Below are 19,333 nucleotides of genomic sequence, written 5' to 3'. Positions count from 1 at the left end.
GACAGGGAAACGGGGCTGCATTACAATTTGTACAGATTTTATGATCCGGATATCGGGAAGTTTATATCGGGCGATCCAATCTCGCTGAGGGGCGGAATAAACTTATATGCGTATGCACCGAATCCGTTAAGCTGGATCGATCCCCTCGGATTAAGGAAATCATGTTCAGGTTTTTCAAGTGCGGATGATGCTGCGAGATCTGCTCTAAGTAAATATAACCCGATGTCCATATTTAAAAACAGAGAGTACGGCGGAATTATATTTAGAGCTAAAGATGGTTCTTACGGATATACACGTGGTCGTTTAGGAACCGGCAGAACAGCGCCAACATTTAAAGATTCAGCAGGAGGCTTACCCAAAGGTTCGACACCAGTCGGGCAATATCACACGCATGGTGATTATTCTGACAGCGGTTTTAACCGGACGAATAAGGCGGGAGATTATCACAATAGTGATCAATTTTCTTCAAAAGATATATTTATTCATAATCAGGCAAATGGTTCTTATCCTGGCTATACTGATGCTTTAGGAACGCCAAGTGGCGGGTTCTGGAAGATTTTTGGTAGAGTCAGCGGCCCTGATGATGCGATACCGTTATAAGGTGCGGGGGTATATCTGATGAATAGAAAAAATCGTTGTGTTCTTGAGATTGATAAAGAATTAACTCCGTTCTTATTTAATGCAATTATAGCAATTAAAAATAGTGAGTGGAGTAAATTATACGATGTGGAAAATTTTTATTTAATTTTCAATCCTATTATCCGTAAAACAGAAAATGTAGAGTTCTATACTATTACATTTTTATCAGAGGAAATTACTCAAGATAACTGGATGGATATAGGTTCTGGTGGTATTGAGGTTAAAGAGATAAATGTTAACATAAACGTAAAGACTAAAGAAGTCATCTCTATATATGGTGGTCGTTAGTATATTGGTCCGAGAGATATTCTCGGACCTCTTTTATTATTAATCCCCGTTCATTCCACTAAACAATCACGTCCCGCATCCCCTTAACCACCTGTTCAGCCTTGTAAAGCTGTTCGCGCAGCTTCTGCTCCTCGTTACTGTCCGCCATCAGCACAATACACCCCTGTGAAATCTTCACGGTGACGCCGCGCCCGGTCTTAAATCCCGCTTCTTCCAGCCAGTCGCCCTTAAGGTGCAGGCTGGGGATTTGTGAGTAACAGGCGGTCATGCAGGTTTCGCTGTTGATGTGGCGGACGCTGACGCCGGAGGCATTCATATTTGCTGACTAAATAAATTCTTATTTATCCGCCGGATGCTGGCTGATTGTGGAGCTCAGGGTGAGCGAGTATGGGCGCGACATCCGGGCACTGCGCCCCCCTCTCCCCGGCCAGCCCCGGCCGGTGATGAGCAGCCGGCTGCCGGGGCCGTATTTTGACGATGAAACGGGACTGCATTCAAATCTGTTCAGATATTATGCACCGGAGTGTGGTAGGTTCGTCAGTCAGGACCCGATAGGGCTGAAAGGGGGATTAAATCCTTACCACTATCCGTTGAATCCCGTCATAGATATAGATCCGCTGGGATTGTTTACATGTGAAATATGTAGTCGCATGATAGATGAGACTAATAATAGTCTGGATAATCTTCCATTTAATCCGGCAAAAAATGTTAACGGCTAGTTTAAATACGGCTAATTCTGCAAGATTGCACACAAGTGGGGTAGCCAAACTCGGGATAGGTATTGCTGCTGATGGATTTATTATATTGTCTCCAGTGGGCAATGTCTCTCTGGCATGGGGGGAATATCAAATTAGCAACTGCTTCATATAACAGGGCAAATTTATGATTATCAGAATCACTTAATGAAACCGACAAGGATAGGTGCTGGAGAAATTTATTAGATGTATTCCCTTATAGCGAACAGTTTGACGATCCAGGTAAGCCATCAATTAGCGATGTGTATAAAGAGAAATTCCATAACATGATGGATTCTCCAATGAATTTCATCAAAGAGATAGGAACATTGATGTTTGATGAATATGATTAATAAAATATCCATGTTGATCTTTATTATTGGAAGTGTAATCGCGATAATATGGATGTTATATGCCACTTTATCGAAAAGAGGGATGTTTAGAGATAATCTTAAAAAATAATCAATATAATATGTGATTTATTTTGGGGGATAGGCTGATAACTCTGAGTAAAGAATATCAGAGACTGTACATGAAATTATTAATCATTCGTTGAATAAAAGCCGGGAAATCATTATAGGCGGATAACCGCATCACGGAAGATATGTAGTAACTGTACCGGTATGACTGTTACGGGAGGCTGACGCCAGAGCAGATGGTGGGGCAACTGGAGCTGGAGTACACACCCCCAAAGGAAAGAGAGGTTTGTGCGTATTATTCATTGTGTGATCATAGCGGTACAGGTACTTCTGCTGGTTTGTTATTCACACTATCAGCCCCTGATGCTGATTTATTACCAGGAATATCAGAGTCTGGAGGGGATTCTTATGGAGGCACTTCTTGCGGGAATGGCTTATACAGATGCTCGTAATAAAAATGATAGTTATAAATATACAAAAGGTGTGAGTATGGGACCCGGATTTGGAGACTAGGGGGAACTCACATGCTCCCGGCATTCGAGGTGTCTATCGGAGATTTTCGATCTGATGGATAAGGGATATGATTGGTTATCAGGTGAATTCAAGTGAAAAGAAATAGATTTTTTCTATCGTTACTATTTATGGTGTTGATTGTGTTGTTCGTTATTCTATTTTTTACATGGTTAGGTAGAGAGAATATTAAAAATGATAGCGCTATTCGAGAAGTTGCGAAAGAAGAAGTTGATAAGCTTTTTTCTCTTTATAATAAAGGGGAGTATGCTGAGATATATGATTTGTCATGTGACTCTTTCAAAAATGCCACTGCGAGAAAAGATTTTTTAACAGTTATGGGAACTAAAATGAAAATACTCGGTGAATTTAAAGGGCGAAAACTTCAATATAGTAATGTCATTAATTCAAAATCCGTGGAGTTATATTATAGAGTGGACTATATTAACTATTCTTTAATTGAAGAATTTAACTATATTAAAAATGATAGACAAAAAATATGCTTGCAAGCAATGTTTACGGATGATGCGGGGAAACATGGGGAGGTAATTAAATTACATTAATGTGTGATAACTCCAGTTAGAACCTATCCCAATGCGATGAAGAATTGGGGCTGTATTATAACTAGCATCGTTTCTATAATCCGGGACTGGGAAGGTATATTACGTAGATCCAATAGGGCTGAAAGGGGGATGGAACCGATATCATTATCCTCTGAATCCTATTACAGATAGTAATCTTCTTGGTCTTATTACTTGTGGTACTGATAGAGGTGATCCTGGCACGTTATTAAGATGAATAATGGTTGAAAATAATTGCATTAGTGAATACTCATTTATGTCTTTACCTACAAAAAGTAACGGATTTGCTTGCTGGAATTGTGTTGACGAATGTAAAGGAAATCAAGGCTATTGATTTTTTTACTACAGGAATAAGTATGGTTAACGATAAGGATACAGCTGTATTAATTAGTGAGTTAATGTTGAGATTCGGTAAGGAAGTTGATGAATCTGTTGCTGTTGTTCAGTCCCGTTGTGATGAGAGTGAATTTAAGGCATATCGAGAAGCGGTTGGTTTTACCATGGATGAAATTCTTATTAAAATAATGAATCCATTATATGAAAAACATCCAGAAATAAAACCAAAAGGATTGAAATAAAACATCTGGAACCGGATGAATAATGTGTAAAAGCCGGAGGGGTTATCTTTTCCCGGCTTTTTATTATCAATTACTCATTAACTCCTGTTCCGTTCTTTTGCGCTTAATCACCGGAATATCCCCGGTATCGTTCAGCGCCCCCGGAAAGGTTTTCAGCCACGCTTTCACCTTCTTTTGATTAATAAAAGTCACGCTCATCCCTTCAATACAGCCAAAGAGTTCGCGGGTATGCTGCGGGGTGATCACGATGCAATCCCTCATTACCCGCACCTTGACGGGCATCCCGTTAATAAACCCCGCCTGCGGCATCCATTCACATTTAGAGATCATCCGGCATAATCAATCTGCCAACGCAGGAGATCGCTGTGCGTAAAGCCCGTTTTACTGCGCACCAGATCATCGCTGTGATTAGAACAGTCGAATCCGGACGGACTGTTAAAGATGTCTACCGGGAGGCCGGTATTTCTGAAGCCACCAGGGACAACTGGAAGTCTGGATACGGCGGCAGGGATACGCGTGGAATCACAAAAGGCTCCACCGTATTTACTGTCTGCTCAAGCTGAATTTTCGCCGTAAGGGTAAACAACGGCTGCCGGTACGCAATCCCTCGCCACTGGTCACGCCGGAAGCGCTGAACCAGAGCTGGTTTATGGGCTTCGTTTTCGCACGTTCAATGTTGTTGATGACTGTAATCGTGAAGCGTTGTCGATTGAAATCGATCTGAATCTGCCAGCTCTGCGAGTGGTCCGTGTACTCGACAGGATTACAGCAACCGCGGTTATCCGGCCATGCTGCGTATGGATAAGGGACCGGAATTTATCTCGCTGGCACTGGCTGAATGGGCAAAGAAACATGCAGTAAAGCTGGCGTTTATTCAGCCGGGTAAGCCGAAGAAAAACGTTTTTATCGAGCACTTTAACCGGACATACTGTACAGAAATACTCAATTCTTATCTGTTCAGAACGCTGAATGAGGTGCGGGAAATTACGGATAAAGGGTTATCAGAATATAACTGCGAACGTCCACATGAATCGCGGAACAATATGATACCCAAGGAATACCGCCAATAACGTTATCTGGCCGGAATCTTAAAAATGCATGGAACTAAAACGGGTCTATTTACGGGGGCACCTGCGATGAATTTCGTTGCACTGAAAAGCGATACCGGATGAGAGCTGCTTCAAATTAATGTGCCATGTTCACGGGGAGGTGGTGCGACGTTTGCATAATCCAGCAAGAACTGAAAGGAAGGGGAGAGCTTTTTCATGCCTGTATAATCAGTCTGACCTGTGTCAGTCAGCTCTTAGTGTTGAGACTCTCGTTGGAGCGTTATAATTGCTTTTCCGTTTCGGAAAACAAGATTTTCCATTAAAGATCTTCCCTGCGAGGAAAAGTTAACTAATAATCTTACCGTCGAGTTAGGAGATGTATGTTTAAATATAAACAATGTTGCAACGATGCCTGATAATTATCCTCTCTTCGAAGATAAGTTTCCCACACCCAGTGTGGTGGGTGTCATTGTAATGTTATCACTTGAATGTAGATGGAAGGTATAATTGCTTTTTGACTAGTATTCTATTCCACCCTGACAACACGATGTTAACATAAACACTGTTTATATTGGCAATAACGCAATTTTTTTCAGATTAAGAGGTGCTCTGATATATAGATTTTTATGACATTACTTATTTGAATTGGTAACAAATACCAATAAGTACAAGCTGTTATTACCAGCCACGGATTTTTCCATACGGTAAGATTTGGTATGGTGTTATGTGTTCTGGATGTGCTGGATTATTTTAATTTGGTTAAAAAAAGGTGGTTATTCAAATGAAAAGCATAAAAAAATTGATTATCGCAAGTGCGTTGAGCATGATGGCTGCTAGTTGTTATGCTGGCTCATTTTTGCCGAACTCAGAGCAACAAAAATCAGCGGATATTGTGTTTTCCTCTCCCCAAGATTTAACCGTATCGCTTATTCCTGTGTCGGGCTTAAAGGCTGGGCCAAATGCTCTTGGCACGAAAATTGCGAAGCTTGAAGTTAATTCTACTACTCTTAAAGAATTCGGGGTCAGGGGGATTGCTAACAAAATAGTAGACCTTACTGGCACTGCATGGCGTGTAGCTGGTAAAAATACTGGTAGAGAGATCATTGTGGGCTTATCAAGTGACAGTCTTAGAAGAGCTGATGGCACGGAAAAATGGAATGGGGTGAACTGGATGACCTTTAATAGCAATGACGCGCTTGATATTGTCCTGACAGGAGCGGGAGCGGCGCAGAATGTCACAGCTGACACGTACCCAATAACTGTAGACGTAGTGGGATATCAACCTTAATAGTAAACAACTATTAGTGTATTGCGCCTTGTTTAAGGCGCAATACACATCAAATCATCTATTTTTCTTTTACAATTTTTGATATGAAAGTAGTTAATTTTGCTGTAATGGCGGTAGCTTTGTTCGCCACTAATTCTATGGTTTCAGTATATGCCGCCAGGCAGCAATTAAATTCAGCCACTAAATTATTCAGCGTGAAGCTGGGGGCTACACGAGTGATTTATCACGCTGGTACGCCCGGCGCGACGCTCTCGGTGAGCAACCCGCAGAATTACCCTATTTTGGTTCAGTCTTCAGTCAAAGCTGCAGACAAAAGTTCGCCTGCTCCCTTTTTGGTGATGCCGCCTCTATTTCGTTTAGAAGCGAACCAGCAGAGTCAACTGCGTATTGTCCGTACTGGTGGTGACATGCCAACGGATCGTGAGACTTTACAGTGGGTCTGTATAAAGGCGGTACCACCCGAAAATGAACCGTCGGATACACAGGCTAAGGGCGCGACCCTTGACCTCAATTTGTCCATCAACGCCTGTGATAAGCTGATTTTCCGCCCGGATGCCGTGAAGGGGACGCCGGAAGATGTTGCAGGAAATTTAAGATGGGTGGAGACGGGCAACAAACTTAAGGTGGAGAACCCCACCCCGTTTTACATGAATTTAGCCTCTGTCACAGTAGGGGGAAAGCCCATTACAGGGCTTGAGTATGTCCCCCCCTTTGCTGACAAAACACTAAATATGCCAGGTAGTGCCCATGGTGATATTGAGTGGAGAGTTATTACAGACTTTGGTGGTGAAAGTCATCCGTTCCACTACGTTCTTAAATAAATCCAGGGGTTTAGCGGCAGAAAATGAAGTTCAAACAACCTGCCTTGCTACTGTTTATCGCGGGAGTGGTTCATTGCGCAAATGCGCACGCTTACACATTCGATGCATCAATGTTGGGCGATGCAGCGAAAGGGGTTGATATGTCGCTCTTTAACCAGGGGGTACAACAGCCAGGGACTTATCGCGTGGACGTGATGGTGAATGGTAAACGTGTCGACACCCGTGATGTGGTGTTCAAATTGGAAAAGGATGGGCAAGGAACGCCTTTTCTGGCTCCTTGTTTGACGGTCAGTCAGCTTTCACGCTACGGCGTAAAAACGGAAGATTACCCTCAGTTGTGGAAAGCAGCAAAGACCCCAGATGAGTGTGCGGATCTGAGCGCCATTCCACAGGCTAAAGCGGTACTGGATATCAATAATCAGCAACTGCAACTGAGTATTCCTCAGGTGGCGTTGCGTACGAAATTTAAGGGGATCGCTCCTGAAGATCTCTGGGATGATGGTATTCCGGCGTTTCTGATGAACTACAGTGCGAGGACAACGCAGACGGATTACAAAATGGATATGAAGAGGCGTGACAACTCTTCCTGGGTACAACTGCAACCGGGAATCAATATAGGTGCGTGGCGTGTCCGCAATGCGACCAGCTGGCAGCGGAGTAGTCAACAGTCGGGGAAGTGGCAGGCAGCATATACCTATGCTGAGCGTGGACTGTACTCACTAAAAAGTCGTCTGACTCTGGGGCAAAAGACTTCGCAGGGGGAGATATTTGATAGTGTGCCATTTACCGGTGTGATGTTGGCATCGGATGACAACATGGTGCCCTACAGTGAGCGGCAGTTTGCTCCGGTAGTGCGTGGGATTGCCCGCACGCAGGCTCGGGTGGAGGTCAAACAGAATGGTTACACCATTTACAACACCACCGTGGCGCCCGGACCGTTTGCACTGCGGGATCTGTCGGTAACAGACAGTAGTGGTGATCTGCATGTCACCGTGTGGGAGGCCGATGGCAGTACACAAATGTTTGTGGTGCCGTATCAGACCCCGGCGATAGCACTGCACCAGGGATATTTGAAGTACAGCCTGTTGGCGGGCCGATACCGATCGTCAGACTCTGCAACGGATAAGGCGCAGATCGCGCAGGCTACGTTGATGTATGGTCTGCCGTGGAATCTCACTGCATACGGCGGTATACAGAGTGCAACGCACTATCAAGCTGCATTGCTTGGTTTGGGGGGATCTCTCGGGCGGTGGGGGAGTTTATCTGTCGATGGAAGCGACACACACAGTCAGCGTCAGGGGGAAGCGGTACAGCAAGGAGCCTCCTGGCGACTGCGTTACAGCAACCAGCTGACTGCGACGGGGACAAATTTTTTTCTGACGAGATGGCAGTATGCCTCGCAGGGCTATAACACCCTATCCGATGTGCTCGACAGTTATCGACATAATGGCAACCGTCTATGGTCGTGGCGGGAAAATTTGCAGCCGAGCTCGCGTACTACCCTGATGTTGAGTCAGTCATGGGGGAGGCATTTGGGCAATCTGAGTTTAAGCGGTTCCCGTACCGACTGGCGTAATCGCCCCGGTCATGATGACAGCTACGGACTGAGTTGGGGAACCTCTATCGGAGGGGGCTCGCTGTCATTGAACTGGAATCAAAACAGAACGCTGTGGCGCAATGGCGCGCACCGTAAAGAGAACATAACCAGCCTGTGGTTCAGTATGCCATTAAGCCGCTGGACGGGGAATAATGTAAGTGCTAGTTGGCAGATGACTTCACCATCACACGGTGGTCAGACGCAACAAGTGGGGGTCAACGGAGAGGCATTCAGTCAGCAACTGGATTGGGAGGTGCGTCAGAGTTACCGTGCCGATGCCCCGCCAGGTGGTGGTAATAACAGCGCATTGCACTTGGCATGGAATGGGGATTACGGCCTGTTAGGTGGTGACTATAGCTACAGCCGGGCGATGCGCCAGATGGGAGCCAATATCGCGGGAGGTATAGTTATCCACCATCATGGTGTGACGCTGGGGCAACCTTTGCAAGGCTCAGTGGCGCTGGTTGAAGCGCCAGGGGCCTCGGGGGTGCCAGTTGGCGGCTGGCCTGGCGTTAAGACGGATTTTCGTGGCGACACCACAGTGGGCAACCTGAGCGTCTATCAGGAGAATACAGTCAGCCTCGATCCGTCGCGACTACCGGATGACGCAGAGGTCACACAAACCGATGTGCGCGTGGTGCCAACCGAAGGGGCGGTGGTGGAAGCGAAGTTTCACACTCGCATCGGGGCCAGGGCACTGATGACGCTGAAACGGGAAGATGGGAGCGCCATTCCTTTCGGGGCGCAGGTTACAGTCAATGGGCAGGATGGCAGTGCTGCTCTGGTGGATACTGATAGCCAGGTTTATCTCACTGGTCTGGCGGATAAGGGCGAACTGACGGTGAAATGGGGAGCACAGCAATGTCGGGTTAACTACCACCTACCTGCCCACAAGGGAATCGCGGGCTTGTATCAAATGAGCGGTCTCTGCAGATAGCCGATTCTGAAGGAGAGAATAATGTGGATGAAAATACAGCGAGTGAAAACGGTTATCTATAGCGTAACCATACTGGTCGCTGCCAGTAGCTTGGTGCCGATAGCGAACGCCGCAGAAAAACTTCAGACAACGCTACGTGTAGGGACTTACTTTCGGGCTGGGCATGTGCCAGATGGGATGGTGCTTGCGCAAGGCTGGGTGACTTATCACGGCAGTCACAGCGGGTTTCGGGTATGGAGCGATGAGCAAAAGGCGGGTAACACGCCTACCGTATTGCTGCTGAGCGGGCAACAGGATCCTCGCCATCACATTCAGGTTCGCCTGGAGGGCGAGGGGTGGCAACCAGATATGGTGAGTGGTCGTGGCGCCATTTTAAGAACCGCTGCAGATAACGCCAGTTTCAGTGTGGTCGTTGATGGCAATCAGGAAGTGCCTGCGGACACCTGGACGCTGGATTTTAAGGCCTGTGCATTGGCGCAGGAGGATACGTAGCCGTCTGTTCCACTCATACTTCCTGTATAAGTGAATAAGGCGAATACTGTATATCAGGCTCGAGGATGTATTGAAAATTTACTCAAGGCAAATATGGTTAGCAATCTTCATTGCAGAAAAATCAATTGCTGATTGATTTTAAAATCTGAAATTCATCATTCTTTTTGTAGGGAGAGGAATATTATGTTTCGTAAAATAATTTAACGGACACTGATGCCTTTATTATTTTCTGTTTTGTGGGTTTGTTTGATTCACTCTTTTGTGAGCGGGGCTTTATAAGCCCCTGGTATAAGGTTTGTTTATCTGTCAGGTATTCATATGTGATATTTAAGATTTTATGTTTAGGGGGCTTTTTCTTGTCCCCTCAGGCGTAAAAATAATTTATTTTTTACATAAAGGAATAAAGCATATGTCTTATGCACGACATTTACCGGTATTAATGTATCACCATGTCAGTGATAAACCCGGACAGATAACCTTATCTCCCCGTACGTTCCGGGCGCAGATGAAATGGCTGGCTGAATCTGGCTGGAAAACCGTTACCGCAGCAGAGGTGGAAGCTTTTTATCATGGTGCAAGATTGCCTCGTAAAAGCGTCATGCTGACCTTTGATGGCGGCTGGCTGGATAACTGGTTGCAGGTTTTTCCGGTGCTGCAGGAGTTTAATCTGCATGCGCATCTCTTTCTTGTGACCAGTTTGATCAGTGACGGACCGGTCCGTATTCCTGCAGGCGAACCGGTGTACTCTCATGATGAGTGTCAGATGCTGGTTAAACAAGGCCGGGCTGATGAGGTCATGCTGCGTTGGTCAGAGGTTCGGGAGATGCACCTCAGTGGCCTTGTTGAGTTTCACTCGCACACGCACACCCACCGACGCTGGGACCAGAAACCTGTGTCCCGTAATCCGTCGGATTTGCTTCGTGTCGATATTCTTCTTAGTCGTAAGCGGATGAGGGAGATGCTGGGTTACTGCAGTCAGCATCTGTGCTGGCCTGAGGGCTGGTATTGTTCTGATTATATTCATGTGGCTGAAGAGTTGGGGTTCACATACCTGTATACCACAGAAAGGCGTATGAACAATCCAGTCATCGGTTCACAGCGTATTGGTCGTATCAACACAAAGGAGCGAAAGAATGTGGGCTGGCTGAAACGTCGTCTGTTTTATCACACCACGCCCGGATTTTCTTCGCTGCTGGCCCGGCATAAGGGGGCACGTCGGATAGCTGACTGAGCCGGAGACCAGGATGAAAGTGCTGCATACCGAATCCTCCCCCATCATCGGCGGGCAGGGGTTGTAGGCTATATCCCAAATGATGGTGCTGATTTTGAGCAGAAATAAGATAACACCGGAGGCCGTGATAGACCCGGTTGCGCAGAATCTGGAGGCCGCAGGTCACTGGCGCAGGGCTTCTACCCGCTGGCTTTTGGTCATGGGAGATTTTGAATGTACAGAGGCCCAGCGGGAGTGGTTGTTGTTGCGCCGGAATTATTGCCTTGCGCAGATATCTTCCCCTGGCGCCAGTAAAGCTGGATATCAGCGACGTGACGAAATGAGAGGAGCCTGCACATAGGTTTATGTTTTGAGTAAGCGTCTTATTTAAACCGTCTGTTCTGTTTCCTCCACTTTCACAAATAATATCGAGCCGGGTGGGGGGTATGCAAGTAAGAATAATCTGGCGATGTTTTGCTTGTTTCCACGGGATACTTTGTTAGGTGAACGATGCAATTAATGTGCTCCAGACTGCGTCACAGAAAAGGAGAATGCCTTTGCAGAACGGGTGCATGACAATGAACCACTTTATTATTGAGATCTGGTTCGGCGACAACCTTGACGATCACTTCTGAGATAGGGTATTTACACTGAGTGGTAAACAGGTTCAATTAGTAACCGGAGATGGATGCAAAATCATGATCGATTCAGATGCTATTTTGCAGCCAATAGATTTTTTATTATGATGATATCAAGGACATTGAGGCACACAATGACGCATCAGTAAGTCGTTGATAGCTCCTTTAATATAAGAATTTCTTTTATCAACGGAAGATAATGATGGAACTGATCAATAATCGTGGTATGCGAGACTGGATGATATTTATTAAAGTGGCGGAAGTAGGGAATCTTTCCCGGGCTGCGCGGGAATTAGATATTAGCATTTCTGCTGTCAGTAAATCGCTTAGCCGCCTTGAGAATTCTATTGAGGTTACTTTACTTCGGCGCGATTCACATCACTTAGAACTGACTGGAGCTGGGCAGACAGCCTATGCAAGCATGAAAAGGATAACATCTTCCTTTCAGTCCTTGCTGGATGAATTGCGAAATCCGGATAAAATTATCAGAGGGAGTATAAAATTTTCGGCTCCGGCTATTGTCTGTGAGTTTCTTGCCAATAAGTGGATATGGGAATTTACAGCTAGCTATCCGGATACAAAAATCTACCTGGATTCACGAGAGCGTAGCGATTTTTTTAGTAAATCCCTGGAGTTTGATGAGCTGGTTTTTAAAAGTGGCATAATCGAAAGTGAGGATCTCGTGTATCGAAAGATAAGCCCTTTAAAGTTGGTTCTTTGTGCGAGTCCGAAATATATCAGAAAATATGGCAGGATCTCACACCCTGGCGATTTGGAAAATCACATTATTGTGGGTCTTCACAATCATGGTCTTTCCGGACCTCTTACTCTTTTCCGTCAAGATGAATCATACACTATTAGTGGCGCTGTTAATGTTCATTTATCTTCCAATAATCTTTTGAGTGTTCTTAATTTGGTTTTAGAAGGAAAGGGTATCAACCTCATGACTCCGGCCTGGCTTGCCACCAAATACTTAAAAAATAATGAACTTGAAATTATACTTCCTGAATGGAGGGTCCCAGATCTCCCCATTTATCTTGTATGGCGTCATCGTCAGTATTATTCTCCTTTATTTCAACGCTTTCTGTCTTTTATTGAAGATAAATGGAATAATCGCCCACAAATTGATTTTCTGAATGATGATTAACCCGTTTGGAATGGTTTTGATACGTTCCTGACTTAAACCCACATGATGATGACTGAATTGAGGCATCGAGATATGCGACTGGTCAGCCAGTCGTCTTTTGACGATGCCTAATACAAAACATGATGCCGACTGACGGAAATGATAATACCCGGAAACAGGACGGGGCTGTTTTTGGGCAGCCGGAAGTTAAGCCCATACCAGAAACGTTGCAGTGTACTGAAAAATGGCGCCAGGTTGCACCTGTTCAACGATTTTCTGAAGGCGCAGGAGTATTCATTACTGATATCCTCCATTGCGCCTTCGGGAACCCACAGGACCAGCTATTTTACCGATAGTGTTTAAAAGGCGTAAGTAATGCCGAGCATGAAGTCATTGGAGGCAGCCTTTGTGTCTGCATCATAAGCGGTATGTTCATCACCAGCATAGTGATTTTTTGAAATGCTTACTTTGCCGGCATTAATGTATTTATAACTGGCGTCAATCATAATATTATCTGTTACAGCATATTTTGCACCGATACCTGCGCCCCAGGCAAAGTTATTTTTTGAAGCAGACAGAGTTTCATTAATACCAAAACCAACAGGAATGGTGTTATTACTTAGCTTCACATGAGCGAGGCCAACGCCTGCGCTGATATAGGGTGTAAATGCCGTACTATTGTGAAAATCATAATAGCCATTAACCATGTAAGTGGTCATTCGGACCTGATTTTTTACATTTATGTGTACTGGCTGACCAAATGCAATAATATCCTGCCCGCCTTTAGCATCCGTCTCACCTCTGAAAGTGGTATCCAGTTCTAAACGTACTGGAAGCTGGAATGGATCATAAAAGTCATAACCGATAGCAACCCCGCCGCCAAAAACGCCTTTGGTACGGTCAGGTAACGTTGCATGACCATTGACTATCTCATCCTGGCTGAAGGTTGAGTTGATTCCATAGACATTGACTACGGATGTCCCCGCTTTCCCGGTGATATAGATCCCTTCTTTTGCTGATGCAGTAGCGGACCAGGCTACCACAAGGGGAATGATGCAGACTGCGAAAAAGTTTTTCATTTCAGAACCTGCCTTAATATTGGGCTAAAAGACAAGTTTCACGGTATAGGGTGTGATATAACGATTACATAAACGAAGCCCAAAAAACGGTCTATTGTAACGCAGGGTTTTCTGTAAGCGGGTAAAAAATGAGATGAAGATTTTAAATAACAATACGATAATCGTCGGTATGGAAATCCATCTCCTCGCCAAATTGCCCAACGTATGCCAGCCCCACGTACGGTTTCACTTCTACGTTATGTAACGGGTAGTGTGAGATAGAGCGATGCTGTAAGAAAAAGATGAAGATGAATTTGTACCCGACCTGGATAAAGCCCGTTATCCAGGAATAACGGGCAAAAATATTTACTCAAGTGCCTGGGCGAGATCTTGTTGTACCTGTTGACGTTGTTCTGGTGTCAAGACTTTGCTTAAATCAAAATAATATTTAACCCGATAATAGCGAGCCTGTTGTTCTATGTTACTGAAGGCTGCAAGCTGCTGTTTTACGGCGGCGTCATCCCATTTACCGGATTTAATCACCTCTATCAGCGCACCGTCTTTAATTCCCTTCATAGAAATCTGACTGACGTCGGTTTCCAGTTGTTGGTGAAGTTTTTTGATCCGGGTAATCTGATCGTTTGTCAGCTTCAGATGCTGGACAATAGGATCCTGGGCGGGCAGGGGAGGATTGGGGACAGCGGTGGCGAAAGCGCCAAAAGAAACGCCCGCCAGAGTCGCTGCCAGTAAAGTTGTGCGTACAAAGTTTTTCATGAAGATATCCTGATAAGGGAGTGATTAACCGTTTTTATTACCCACGAATGGCGAGCAATTATCTTAGAGCCTATCCCAGTAGGCGTTATTGGCGCAGCCAGTTTGGACACGGACAGCGCGCAAAAACCGTAGCGTACACGTAGTACGTGAGGATTTTGAGCACTGCCCAGGTCCAAAATGGCAAGTAAAATAGCCCTAATGGGATAGGCTCTTAGTCAGAATACGTTGCCTGCCACATTACGCCACGCGAATTTGTTTTACGGAGAGTTACGGAGTGAAACAATCCCGCCGCGGTTAGCGGCAGGTTGCTTACAAGGTGAATGGATCGGCATCGCGCCAGGCTGGAAATTTTTCGCGATAGTCCTGCAAGGCGACGAGAGAAAGATCGGCATCGATACGTGTCGCCTGGTGTGGTTCGGCGGTGGCGATAATATCACCCTGGGGATTAATGATCCGGCTATCGCCGCGATAATGTAACCCGTTGCCATCGGTGCCAACCCGGTTGCAGCCTGCGACATAAGCCTGATTTTCAATAGCGCGCGCTGTCAGTAATGTTTGCCAGTGTAGCGAGCGCGGCGCGGGCCAGTTCGCTACATACAACGCCAGATCGTAATCATTGCGGTTGCGCGACCATATCGGAAAGCGCAGATCGTAACAGATCAGCGGCAGAATGCGCCAACCGCGCCACTGCACGATGATGCGTTTATCGCCTGCGGCATAATGTTGATGTTCATCCGCCATACGAAACAGATGGCGCTTATCATAGAGATGAACCTTGCCTTCCGGTTCAACCAGTAAGAAGCGATTTACGGCGCCGCGCTCAGTTTGTAGCGCCGCGCTGCCGGCAATCAGAGCGTCAGTTTGTCGGGCTTTGGCCTGCATCCACGTAATCACGCTATCTTGCGAAAGTGAGTTATTAGCGGCCTCCATCGCGAAGCCGGTGGTAAACATTTCAGGCAGAACAATCACATCCCGGCCAGATACGAGCTCTAGCTGTCTGTCAAAATGACGCAGGTTTGCCGGGCCGTCCATCCAGACTAAAGGTTGTTGCAACAGAGTAATTTTCAAACCAGACACGATCGGAGCTCCTCATTGAACAGCGTCTTTACACTGTAGCATGAGCAATAATAAAAAAGCGGCAAGAAAAAGCCCCGCGAAAGCGGGGCAGGAAAGACACGAGACTGATTATGCGGCTTCGACTTTACGCACTTTCTCCGGCAGCTTTACCGGCCTGGTCGCCAGCGCTTCAGGTTCAAAATCATCAACGTTGATACTGCGCAGGCGGCTCTCTTCCGCTTTCGCCAGAATGGCGGCTTCATCTTTATCTATAAGCCCTTTCGCCAGCGCATTGCGCGCCAGTTCATCCAGACGAGTAAACGGCAGATTTTTACCCAGCTCTTTGCAGATGCGCTGGTGGATAGGGTCGGCAGCGATGACATCACGCAGCGCTTCTTCCAGTAAACCGACCGGATTATGTTCGGCGGGCGTCAGATACTGACCGCGCCCAATGCGTGAACGTGTGGCGTTCGGCACCTGCAGGATCTTCGCCACGGCGTGATCCAGCTTATCAGACGGCGCCAGATAATGACGGCCAGTCGGGAAGATCATCGCGGTGAGCAATCCGGCCACGACGCGGTTCGGGAAGTTCTGCAGCAGATCGTCCATCGCTTGTTCAGCACGATACAGCGCATCCTGTACGCCCCAGTGCACCAGCGGCAGGTCGGCTTCGTGGCGACCTTCGTCGTCGTAACGCTTCAGTACGGCTGAGGCCAGATAAAGCTGACTCAACACATCGCCCAGACGCGCGGAGATACGCTCGCGGCGTTTCAGGCTGCCGCCCAGTACCGCCATTGACACGTCGGACAGCAGTGCCAGGTTTGCGCTCAGTCGGTTCAGATGCTGGTAATAACGCTTCGTGGCGTCGCCGGTTGGCGTATGGCTCGTTAATCCGCGGGTCAGGCCAAGCCAGAAACTGCGGACGGTATTGCTGCCGACATGACCAATATGTTTAAACAACAGTTTATCAAAGGCATTCACATCATTATTCTGCGCTGCGGCCATCTCTTCCAGTACATAAGGATGGCAGCGAATGGCGCCCTGACCAAAGATCATCATGCTACGGGTCAGGATATTCGCGCCTTCCACGGTAATCGCGATAGGCGCGCCCTGGTAAGCACGCGCCAGGAAGTTGCTCTCGCCCAGCATAATGCCTTTACCCCCAGTGATATCCATCGCGTCGATAATGGACTGCTGGCCGCGGTGGGTGCAGTGGTACTTCACGATAGCCGACAGTACCGCCGGTTTTTCGCCCAGCATAATGCCGTAGGTGATTAACGATGCGGCGGCATCCATCACATAAGCGTTACCTGCAATACGCGCCAGCGGTTCTTCAATACCTTCCATCTTGCCGATAGAAATTTTGAACTGACGACGAATGTGAGCATAGGCGCCGGTTGCCAGCGCGACGGATTTCACCCCGCCAGTGGAGTTGGACGGCAGGGTAATACCGCGTCCTACCGACAAACATTCCACCAGCATACGCCAGCCCTGCCCGGCCATTTTGGGGCCGCCGATAATATAATCAATAGGCACGAAAATATCGTTACCGCGGGTTGGGCCATTCTGGAACGGAACGTTAAGCGGGAAGTGACGACGACCAATTTCCACACCCGGCGTTGAGGTGGGGATCAGAGCGCAGGTAATACCCAGCTCTTCTTCTCCGCCTAACAATCTATCCGGATCGGAAAGCTTAAACGCCAGGCCCAACACGGTAGCTATCGGCGCCAGCGTAATGTAACGCTTGTTCCAGGTCAGGCGCATACCCAGCACCTGCTGGCCCTGCCATTCGCCCATGCAAACCACGCCGGTATCCGGAATGGCGCCTGCATCAGAACCTGCTTCCGGGCTGGTCAGCGCAAAGCAGGGGATCTCCTGGCCGCGCGCCAGTCGCGGCAGATAGTGATTCTTCTGCTCTTCCGTACCATAGTGCTGCAACAACTCGCCAGGGCCGAGTGAGTTTGGAACGCCGACGGTGATAGCCAGAATCCCGGAGACGCCGGACAGTTTTTGCAGTACACGGGACTGCGCATAAGCGGAGAACTCCAGCCCGCCGTACTCTTTTTTAATGATCATCGCAAAAAAACGATGCTCTTTCAGGTAAGCCCACAGTTCCGGCGGCAGATCCGCCAGTTCATGGGTAATCTGGAAATCGTTCGCCATCCGGCACGCTTCTTCTACCGGGCCGTCGAGAAACGCTTGCTCTTCGGCAGTGAGTTGCGGTTGCGGATAGTTGTGCAGTTTTTTCCAGTCTGGCTTGCCCTGGAACAGATCGCCTTCCCACCAGGTTGTACCGGCATCAATCGCTTCTTTCTCAGTGCGCGACATCGGCGGCATGACCTTACGGAAGCCGCGGAACACCGGTGCGGAAATCATTGATTTTCGCATCGGTGTGAGGTTAAACGGCACGAGGATAATGGCCAGAGGAACCAACAGCCAGATGGACCACAGGCCAGCGACGCCAAGTGCGGCGGTCCAGGCGAGCAGAATCAGGCTGCTGAGAAATAAACTCACGCGGTGATAGAACAATGCGCCGAGCAGAACAACCGTAGCGATAATACTCAAAATCATCATAACGAAAAGCTCCCTTGCTTGTAGGAGGTCTGACCACTTGTGATGATTAGGTTGTAGTGGATGTAAAATCTTTTAGCAATGTGTTTACAAAATAATTACAACAAAGCTCACATTGTTGCCGTTTTTGGGGGCACGAAAAATCAAAAGCGTGAGGCGTTAATTCGGCTTATGCTTCTCGCCTGTACTGCTATCCGGTACACTGCATACTGTCATTTACATTCATGCTGAAGGATATCCTCATGTACCAGGATCTTATTCGTAACGAACTGAACGAAGCGGCGGAAACGCTGGCTAATTTTTTAAAAGATGACGCCAATATTCACGCCATTCAGCGCGCGGCGGTCCTGTTGGCTGACAGTTTTAAAGCGGGTGGTAAGGTACTTTCCTGCGGTAACGGCGGCTCCCATTGCGATGCGATGCACTTTGCTGAAGAGCTGACAGGTCGTTATCGTGAAAATCGTCCGGGCTACCCGGCAATTGCGATTTCTGATGTTAGCCATATATCCTGCGTCAGTAATGATTTTGGCTATGACTATATTTTCTCTCGTTACGTTGAGGCGGTAGGGCGCGAAGGCGATGTCCTGTTAGGGATCTCGACGTCGGGTAACTCTGGTAACGTGATTAAAGCGATTGCCGCGGCCCGTGAAAAAGGCATGAAAGTGATCACGTTGACCGGCAAAGACGGCGGCAAAATGGCGGGAACGGCGGATATTGAAATTCGCGTACCGCACTTCGGTTATGCCGATCGTATTCAGGAAATTCATATCAAAGTGATTCATATCCTGATTCAACTGATCGAAAAAGAGATGGTTAAATAACTATACCCGTCATACTTCAAGCTGCAGGTGCGTTGGTTGCGCTCAGAAACCCCAGTCACATAGTTATCTATGCTCCTGGGGATTTCCTCCCTTACCGCCTTCCTGCAACTCGAATTATTTAGGGTATAGCATATTGTTTTCTTTGA

General features: G+C 47.1%; 19 protein-coding genes and 4 pseudogenes. 17 read left to right on the top strand and 6 right to left on the bottom strand.

The genetic code is table 11. The annotated features are described in order from the left end of the window. Nucleotides 1–600: RHS repeat-associated core domain-containing protein (locus ACLJZ5_RS07245; RefSeq protein ID WP_410958900.1), on the top strand; the 600-nt coding region annotated here is incomplete at its 5' end. An 18-nt stretch (nucleotides 601–618) separates the two neighbouring features. Beyond that, the gene (locus ACLJZ5_RS07240) at nucleotides 619–927 is read left to right on the top strand and encodes a hypothetical protein (RefSeq protein WP_023203423.1); all 309 of its coding nucleotides are present in this window, start codon (nucleotides 619–621) and stop codon (nucleotides 925–927) included. 58 nt (nucleotides 928–985) lie between these two features. On the opposite strand, the gene ACLJZ5_RS07235 is transcribed toward ACLJZ5_RS07240, so the two are convergent. Then, complete coding sequence (locus ACLJZ5_RS07235) at nucleotides 986–1,243, bottom strand: SymE family type I addiction module toxin (protein ID WP_024798305.1); 258 nt, start codon at nucleotides 1,241–1,243, stop codon at nucleotides 986–988. 136 nt (nucleotides 1,244–1,379) lie between these two features. Between ACLJZ5_RS07235 and ACLJZ5_RS07230 the strand changes: the two are divergent. From ACLJZ5_RS07230 to ACLJZ5_RS07215, 4 genes and pseudogenes are all read left to right on the top strand, one after another. Further along, nucleotides 1,380–1,553, top strand: a pseudogene (locus ACLJZ5_RS07230) (RHS repeat-associated core domain-containing protein); the annotation flags it as partial. 1,132 nt (nucleotides 1,554–2,685) lie between these two features. Further along, nucleotides 2,686–3,153 (top strand): sugar tyrosine-protein kinase, encoded by a 468-nt coding sequence (locus tag ACLJZ5_RS07225; RefSeq protein WP_024798306.1) that lies wholly within the window; start codon nucleotides 2,686–2,688, stop codon nucleotides 3,151–3,153. Between the two features lie 29 nt (nucleotides 3,154–3,182). Then, nucleotides 3,183–3,340 (top strand): annotated as a pseudogene (locus ACLJZ5_RS07220) (RHS repeat-associated core domain-containing protein); the annotation flags it as partial. A gap of 130 nt (nucleotides 3,341–3,470) precedes the next feature. After that, nucleotides 3,471–3,749: a hypothetical protein gene (locus ACLJZ5_RS07215; protein ID WP_077905328.1), complete on the top strand. Its 279-nt coding sequence runs from the start codon at nucleotides 3,471–3,473 to the stop codon at nucleotides 3,747–3,749. 66 nt (nucleotides 3,750–3,815) lie between these two features. On the opposite strand, the gene ACLJZ5_RS07210 is transcribed toward ACLJZ5_RS07215, so the two are convergent. Next, the gene (locus ACLJZ5_RS07210; RefSeq protein WP_077914068.1) at nucleotides 3,816–4,079 is read right to left on the bottom strand and encodes a SymE family type I addiction module toxin; all 264 of its coding nucleotides are present in this window, start codon (nucleotides 4,077–4,079) and stop codon (nucleotides 3,816–3,818) included. A gap of 35 nt (nucleotides 4,080–4,114) precedes the next feature. Here ACLJZ5_RS07210 and ACLJZ5_RS07205 point away from each other — a divergent pair, with 35 nt between their 5' ends. The 10 genes and pseudogenes from ACLJZ5_RS07205 (at nucleotide 4,115) to ACLJZ5_RS07160 (ending at nucleotide 13,263) form a co-directional block, all read left to right on the top strand. Continuing rightward, on the top strand, nucleotides 4,115–4,312 hold the full coding sequence (locus ACLJZ5_RS07205; protein WP_024798308.1) for a transposase: 198 nt from the start codon (nucleotides 4,115–4,117) through the stop codon (nucleotides 4,310–4,312). Next, nucleotides 4,246–4,819 (top strand): annotated as a pseudogene (locus ACLJZ5_RS07200) (integrase core domain-containing protein); the annotation flags it as partial. The gene ACLJZ5_RS07205 and the pseudogene ACLJZ5_RS07200, both read left to right, overlap by 67 nt. Before the next feature lie 748 nt (nucleotides 4,820–5,567). Continuing rightward, a complete protein-coding gene (locus tag ACLJZ5_RS07195) occupies nucleotides 5,568–6,086 on the top strand; it encodes a pilus assembly protein (RefSeq protein ID WP_077906567.1) in 519 nt (172 codons plus the stop codon). Nucleotides 6,087–6,169: 83 nt separating this feature from the next. Next, entirely contained in the window at nucleotides 6,170–6,907 is a 738-nt protein-coding gene (gene safB / locus ACLJZ5_RS07190) for a pili assembly chaperone SafB (protein WP_023197143.1), read from the top strand. Nucleotides 6,908–6,930: 23 nt separating this feature from the next. After that, complete coding sequence (locus tag ACLJZ5_RS07185; RefSeq protein WP_024798311.1) at nucleotides 6,931–9,441, top strand: fimbrial biogenesis outer membrane usher protein; 2,511 nt, start codon at nucleotides 6,931–6,933, stop codon at nucleotides 9,439–9,441. Between the two features lie 21 nt (nucleotides 9,442–9,462). Beyond that, complete coding sequence (afaD, locus tag ACLJZ5_RS07180; RefSeq protein WP_000266944.1) at nucleotides 9,463–9,933, top strand: AfaD family invasin; 471 nt, start codon at nucleotides 9,463–9,465, stop codon at nucleotides 9,931–9,933. Between the two features lie 409 nt (nucleotides 9,934–10,342). Then, nucleotides 10,343–11,164, top strand: a complete 822-nt coding sequence (locus tag ACLJZ5_RS07175; RefSeq protein WP_000119391.1) for a polysaccharide deacetylase family protein — start codon at nucleotides 10,343–10,345, stop codon at nucleotides 11,162–11,164. 82 nt (nucleotides 11,165–11,246) lie between these two features. After that, a pseudogene (locus ACLJZ5_RS07170) lies at nucleotides 11,247–11,484 on the top strand (PerC family transcriptional regulator); the annotation flags it as partial. 496 nt (nucleotides 11,485–11,980) lie between these two features. Beyond that, a complete protein-coding gene (locus ACLJZ5_RS07165; protein WP_000970302.1) occupies nucleotides 11,981–12,928 on the top strand; it encodes a LysR family transcriptional regulator in 948 nt (315 codons plus the stop codon). Between the two features lie 119 nt (nucleotides 12,929–13,047). Continuing rightward, on the top strand, nucleotides 13,048–13,263 hold the full coding sequence (locus ACLJZ5_RS07160; protein ID WP_001575654.1) for a hypothetical protein: 216 nt from the start codon (nucleotides 13,048–13,050) through the stop codon (nucleotides 13,261–13,263). Nucleotides 13,264–13,266: 3 nt separating this feature from the next. Here ACLJZ5_RS07160 and pagN read toward each other — a convergent pair whose 3' ends face one another. The 4 genes from pagN to fadE all read right to left on the bottom strand — a co-directional run bounded on the left by pagN (nucleotide 13,267) and on the right by fadE (nucleotide 18,369). Beyond that, nucleotides 13,267–13,986, bottom strand: a complete 720-nt coding sequence (gene pagN / locus ACLJZ5_RS07155; RefSeq protein WP_000787605.1) for an adhesin/invasin protein PagN — start codon at nucleotides 13,984–13,986, stop codon at nucleotides 13,267–13,269. Nucleotides 13,987–14,331: 345 nt separating this feature from the next. Further along, nucleotides 14,332–14,739 carry a Spy/CpxP family protein refolding chaperone gene (locus ACLJZ5_RS07150; protein WP_000788200.1) on the bottom strand — a complete coding sequence of 136 codons (408 nt, stop codon included), beginning with the start codon at nucleotides 14,737–14,739 and terminating at the stop codon, nucleotides 14,332–14,334. A 309-nt stretch (nucleotides 14,740–15,048) separates the two neighbouring features. Next, a complete protein-coding gene (locus tag ACLJZ5_RS07145; RefSeq protein WP_000015789.1) occupies nucleotides 15,049–15,816 on the bottom strand; it encodes an amidohydrolase in 768 nt (255 codons plus the stop codon). Between the two features lie 108 nt (nucleotides 15,817–15,924). Beyond that, the gene (gene fadE, locus ACLJZ5_RS07140) at nucleotides 15,925–18,369 is read right to left on the bottom strand and encodes an acyl-CoA dehydrogenase FadE (protein WP_000973043.1); all 2,445 of its coding nucleotides are present in this window, start codon (nucleotides 18,367–18,369) and stop codon (nucleotides 15,925–15,927) included. A 239-nt stretch (nucleotides 18,370–18,608) separates the two neighbouring features. Here fadE and lpcA point away from each other — a divergent pair, with 239 nt between their 5' ends. Further along, a complete protein-coding gene (gene lpcA / locus ACLJZ5_RS07135; RefSeq protein WP_000284051.1) occupies nucleotides 18,609–19,187 on the top strand; it encodes a D-sedoheptulose 7-phosphate isomerase in 579 nt (192 codons plus the stop codon). The last annotated feature ends 146 nt before the right edge of the window (nucleotides 19,188–19,333 follow it).

It is taken from the genome of Salmonella sp. 5800 (assembly GCF_046558195.1).
In the GTDB taxonomy this organism is placed as follows: Bacteria; Pseudomonadota; Gammaproteobacteria; order Enterobacterales; family Enterobacteriaceae; genus Salmonella; species Salmonella enterica.
Note: the sequence above shows the minus strand (reverse complement) of the source record. Positions and strands in the feature narration are given on the sequence as shown.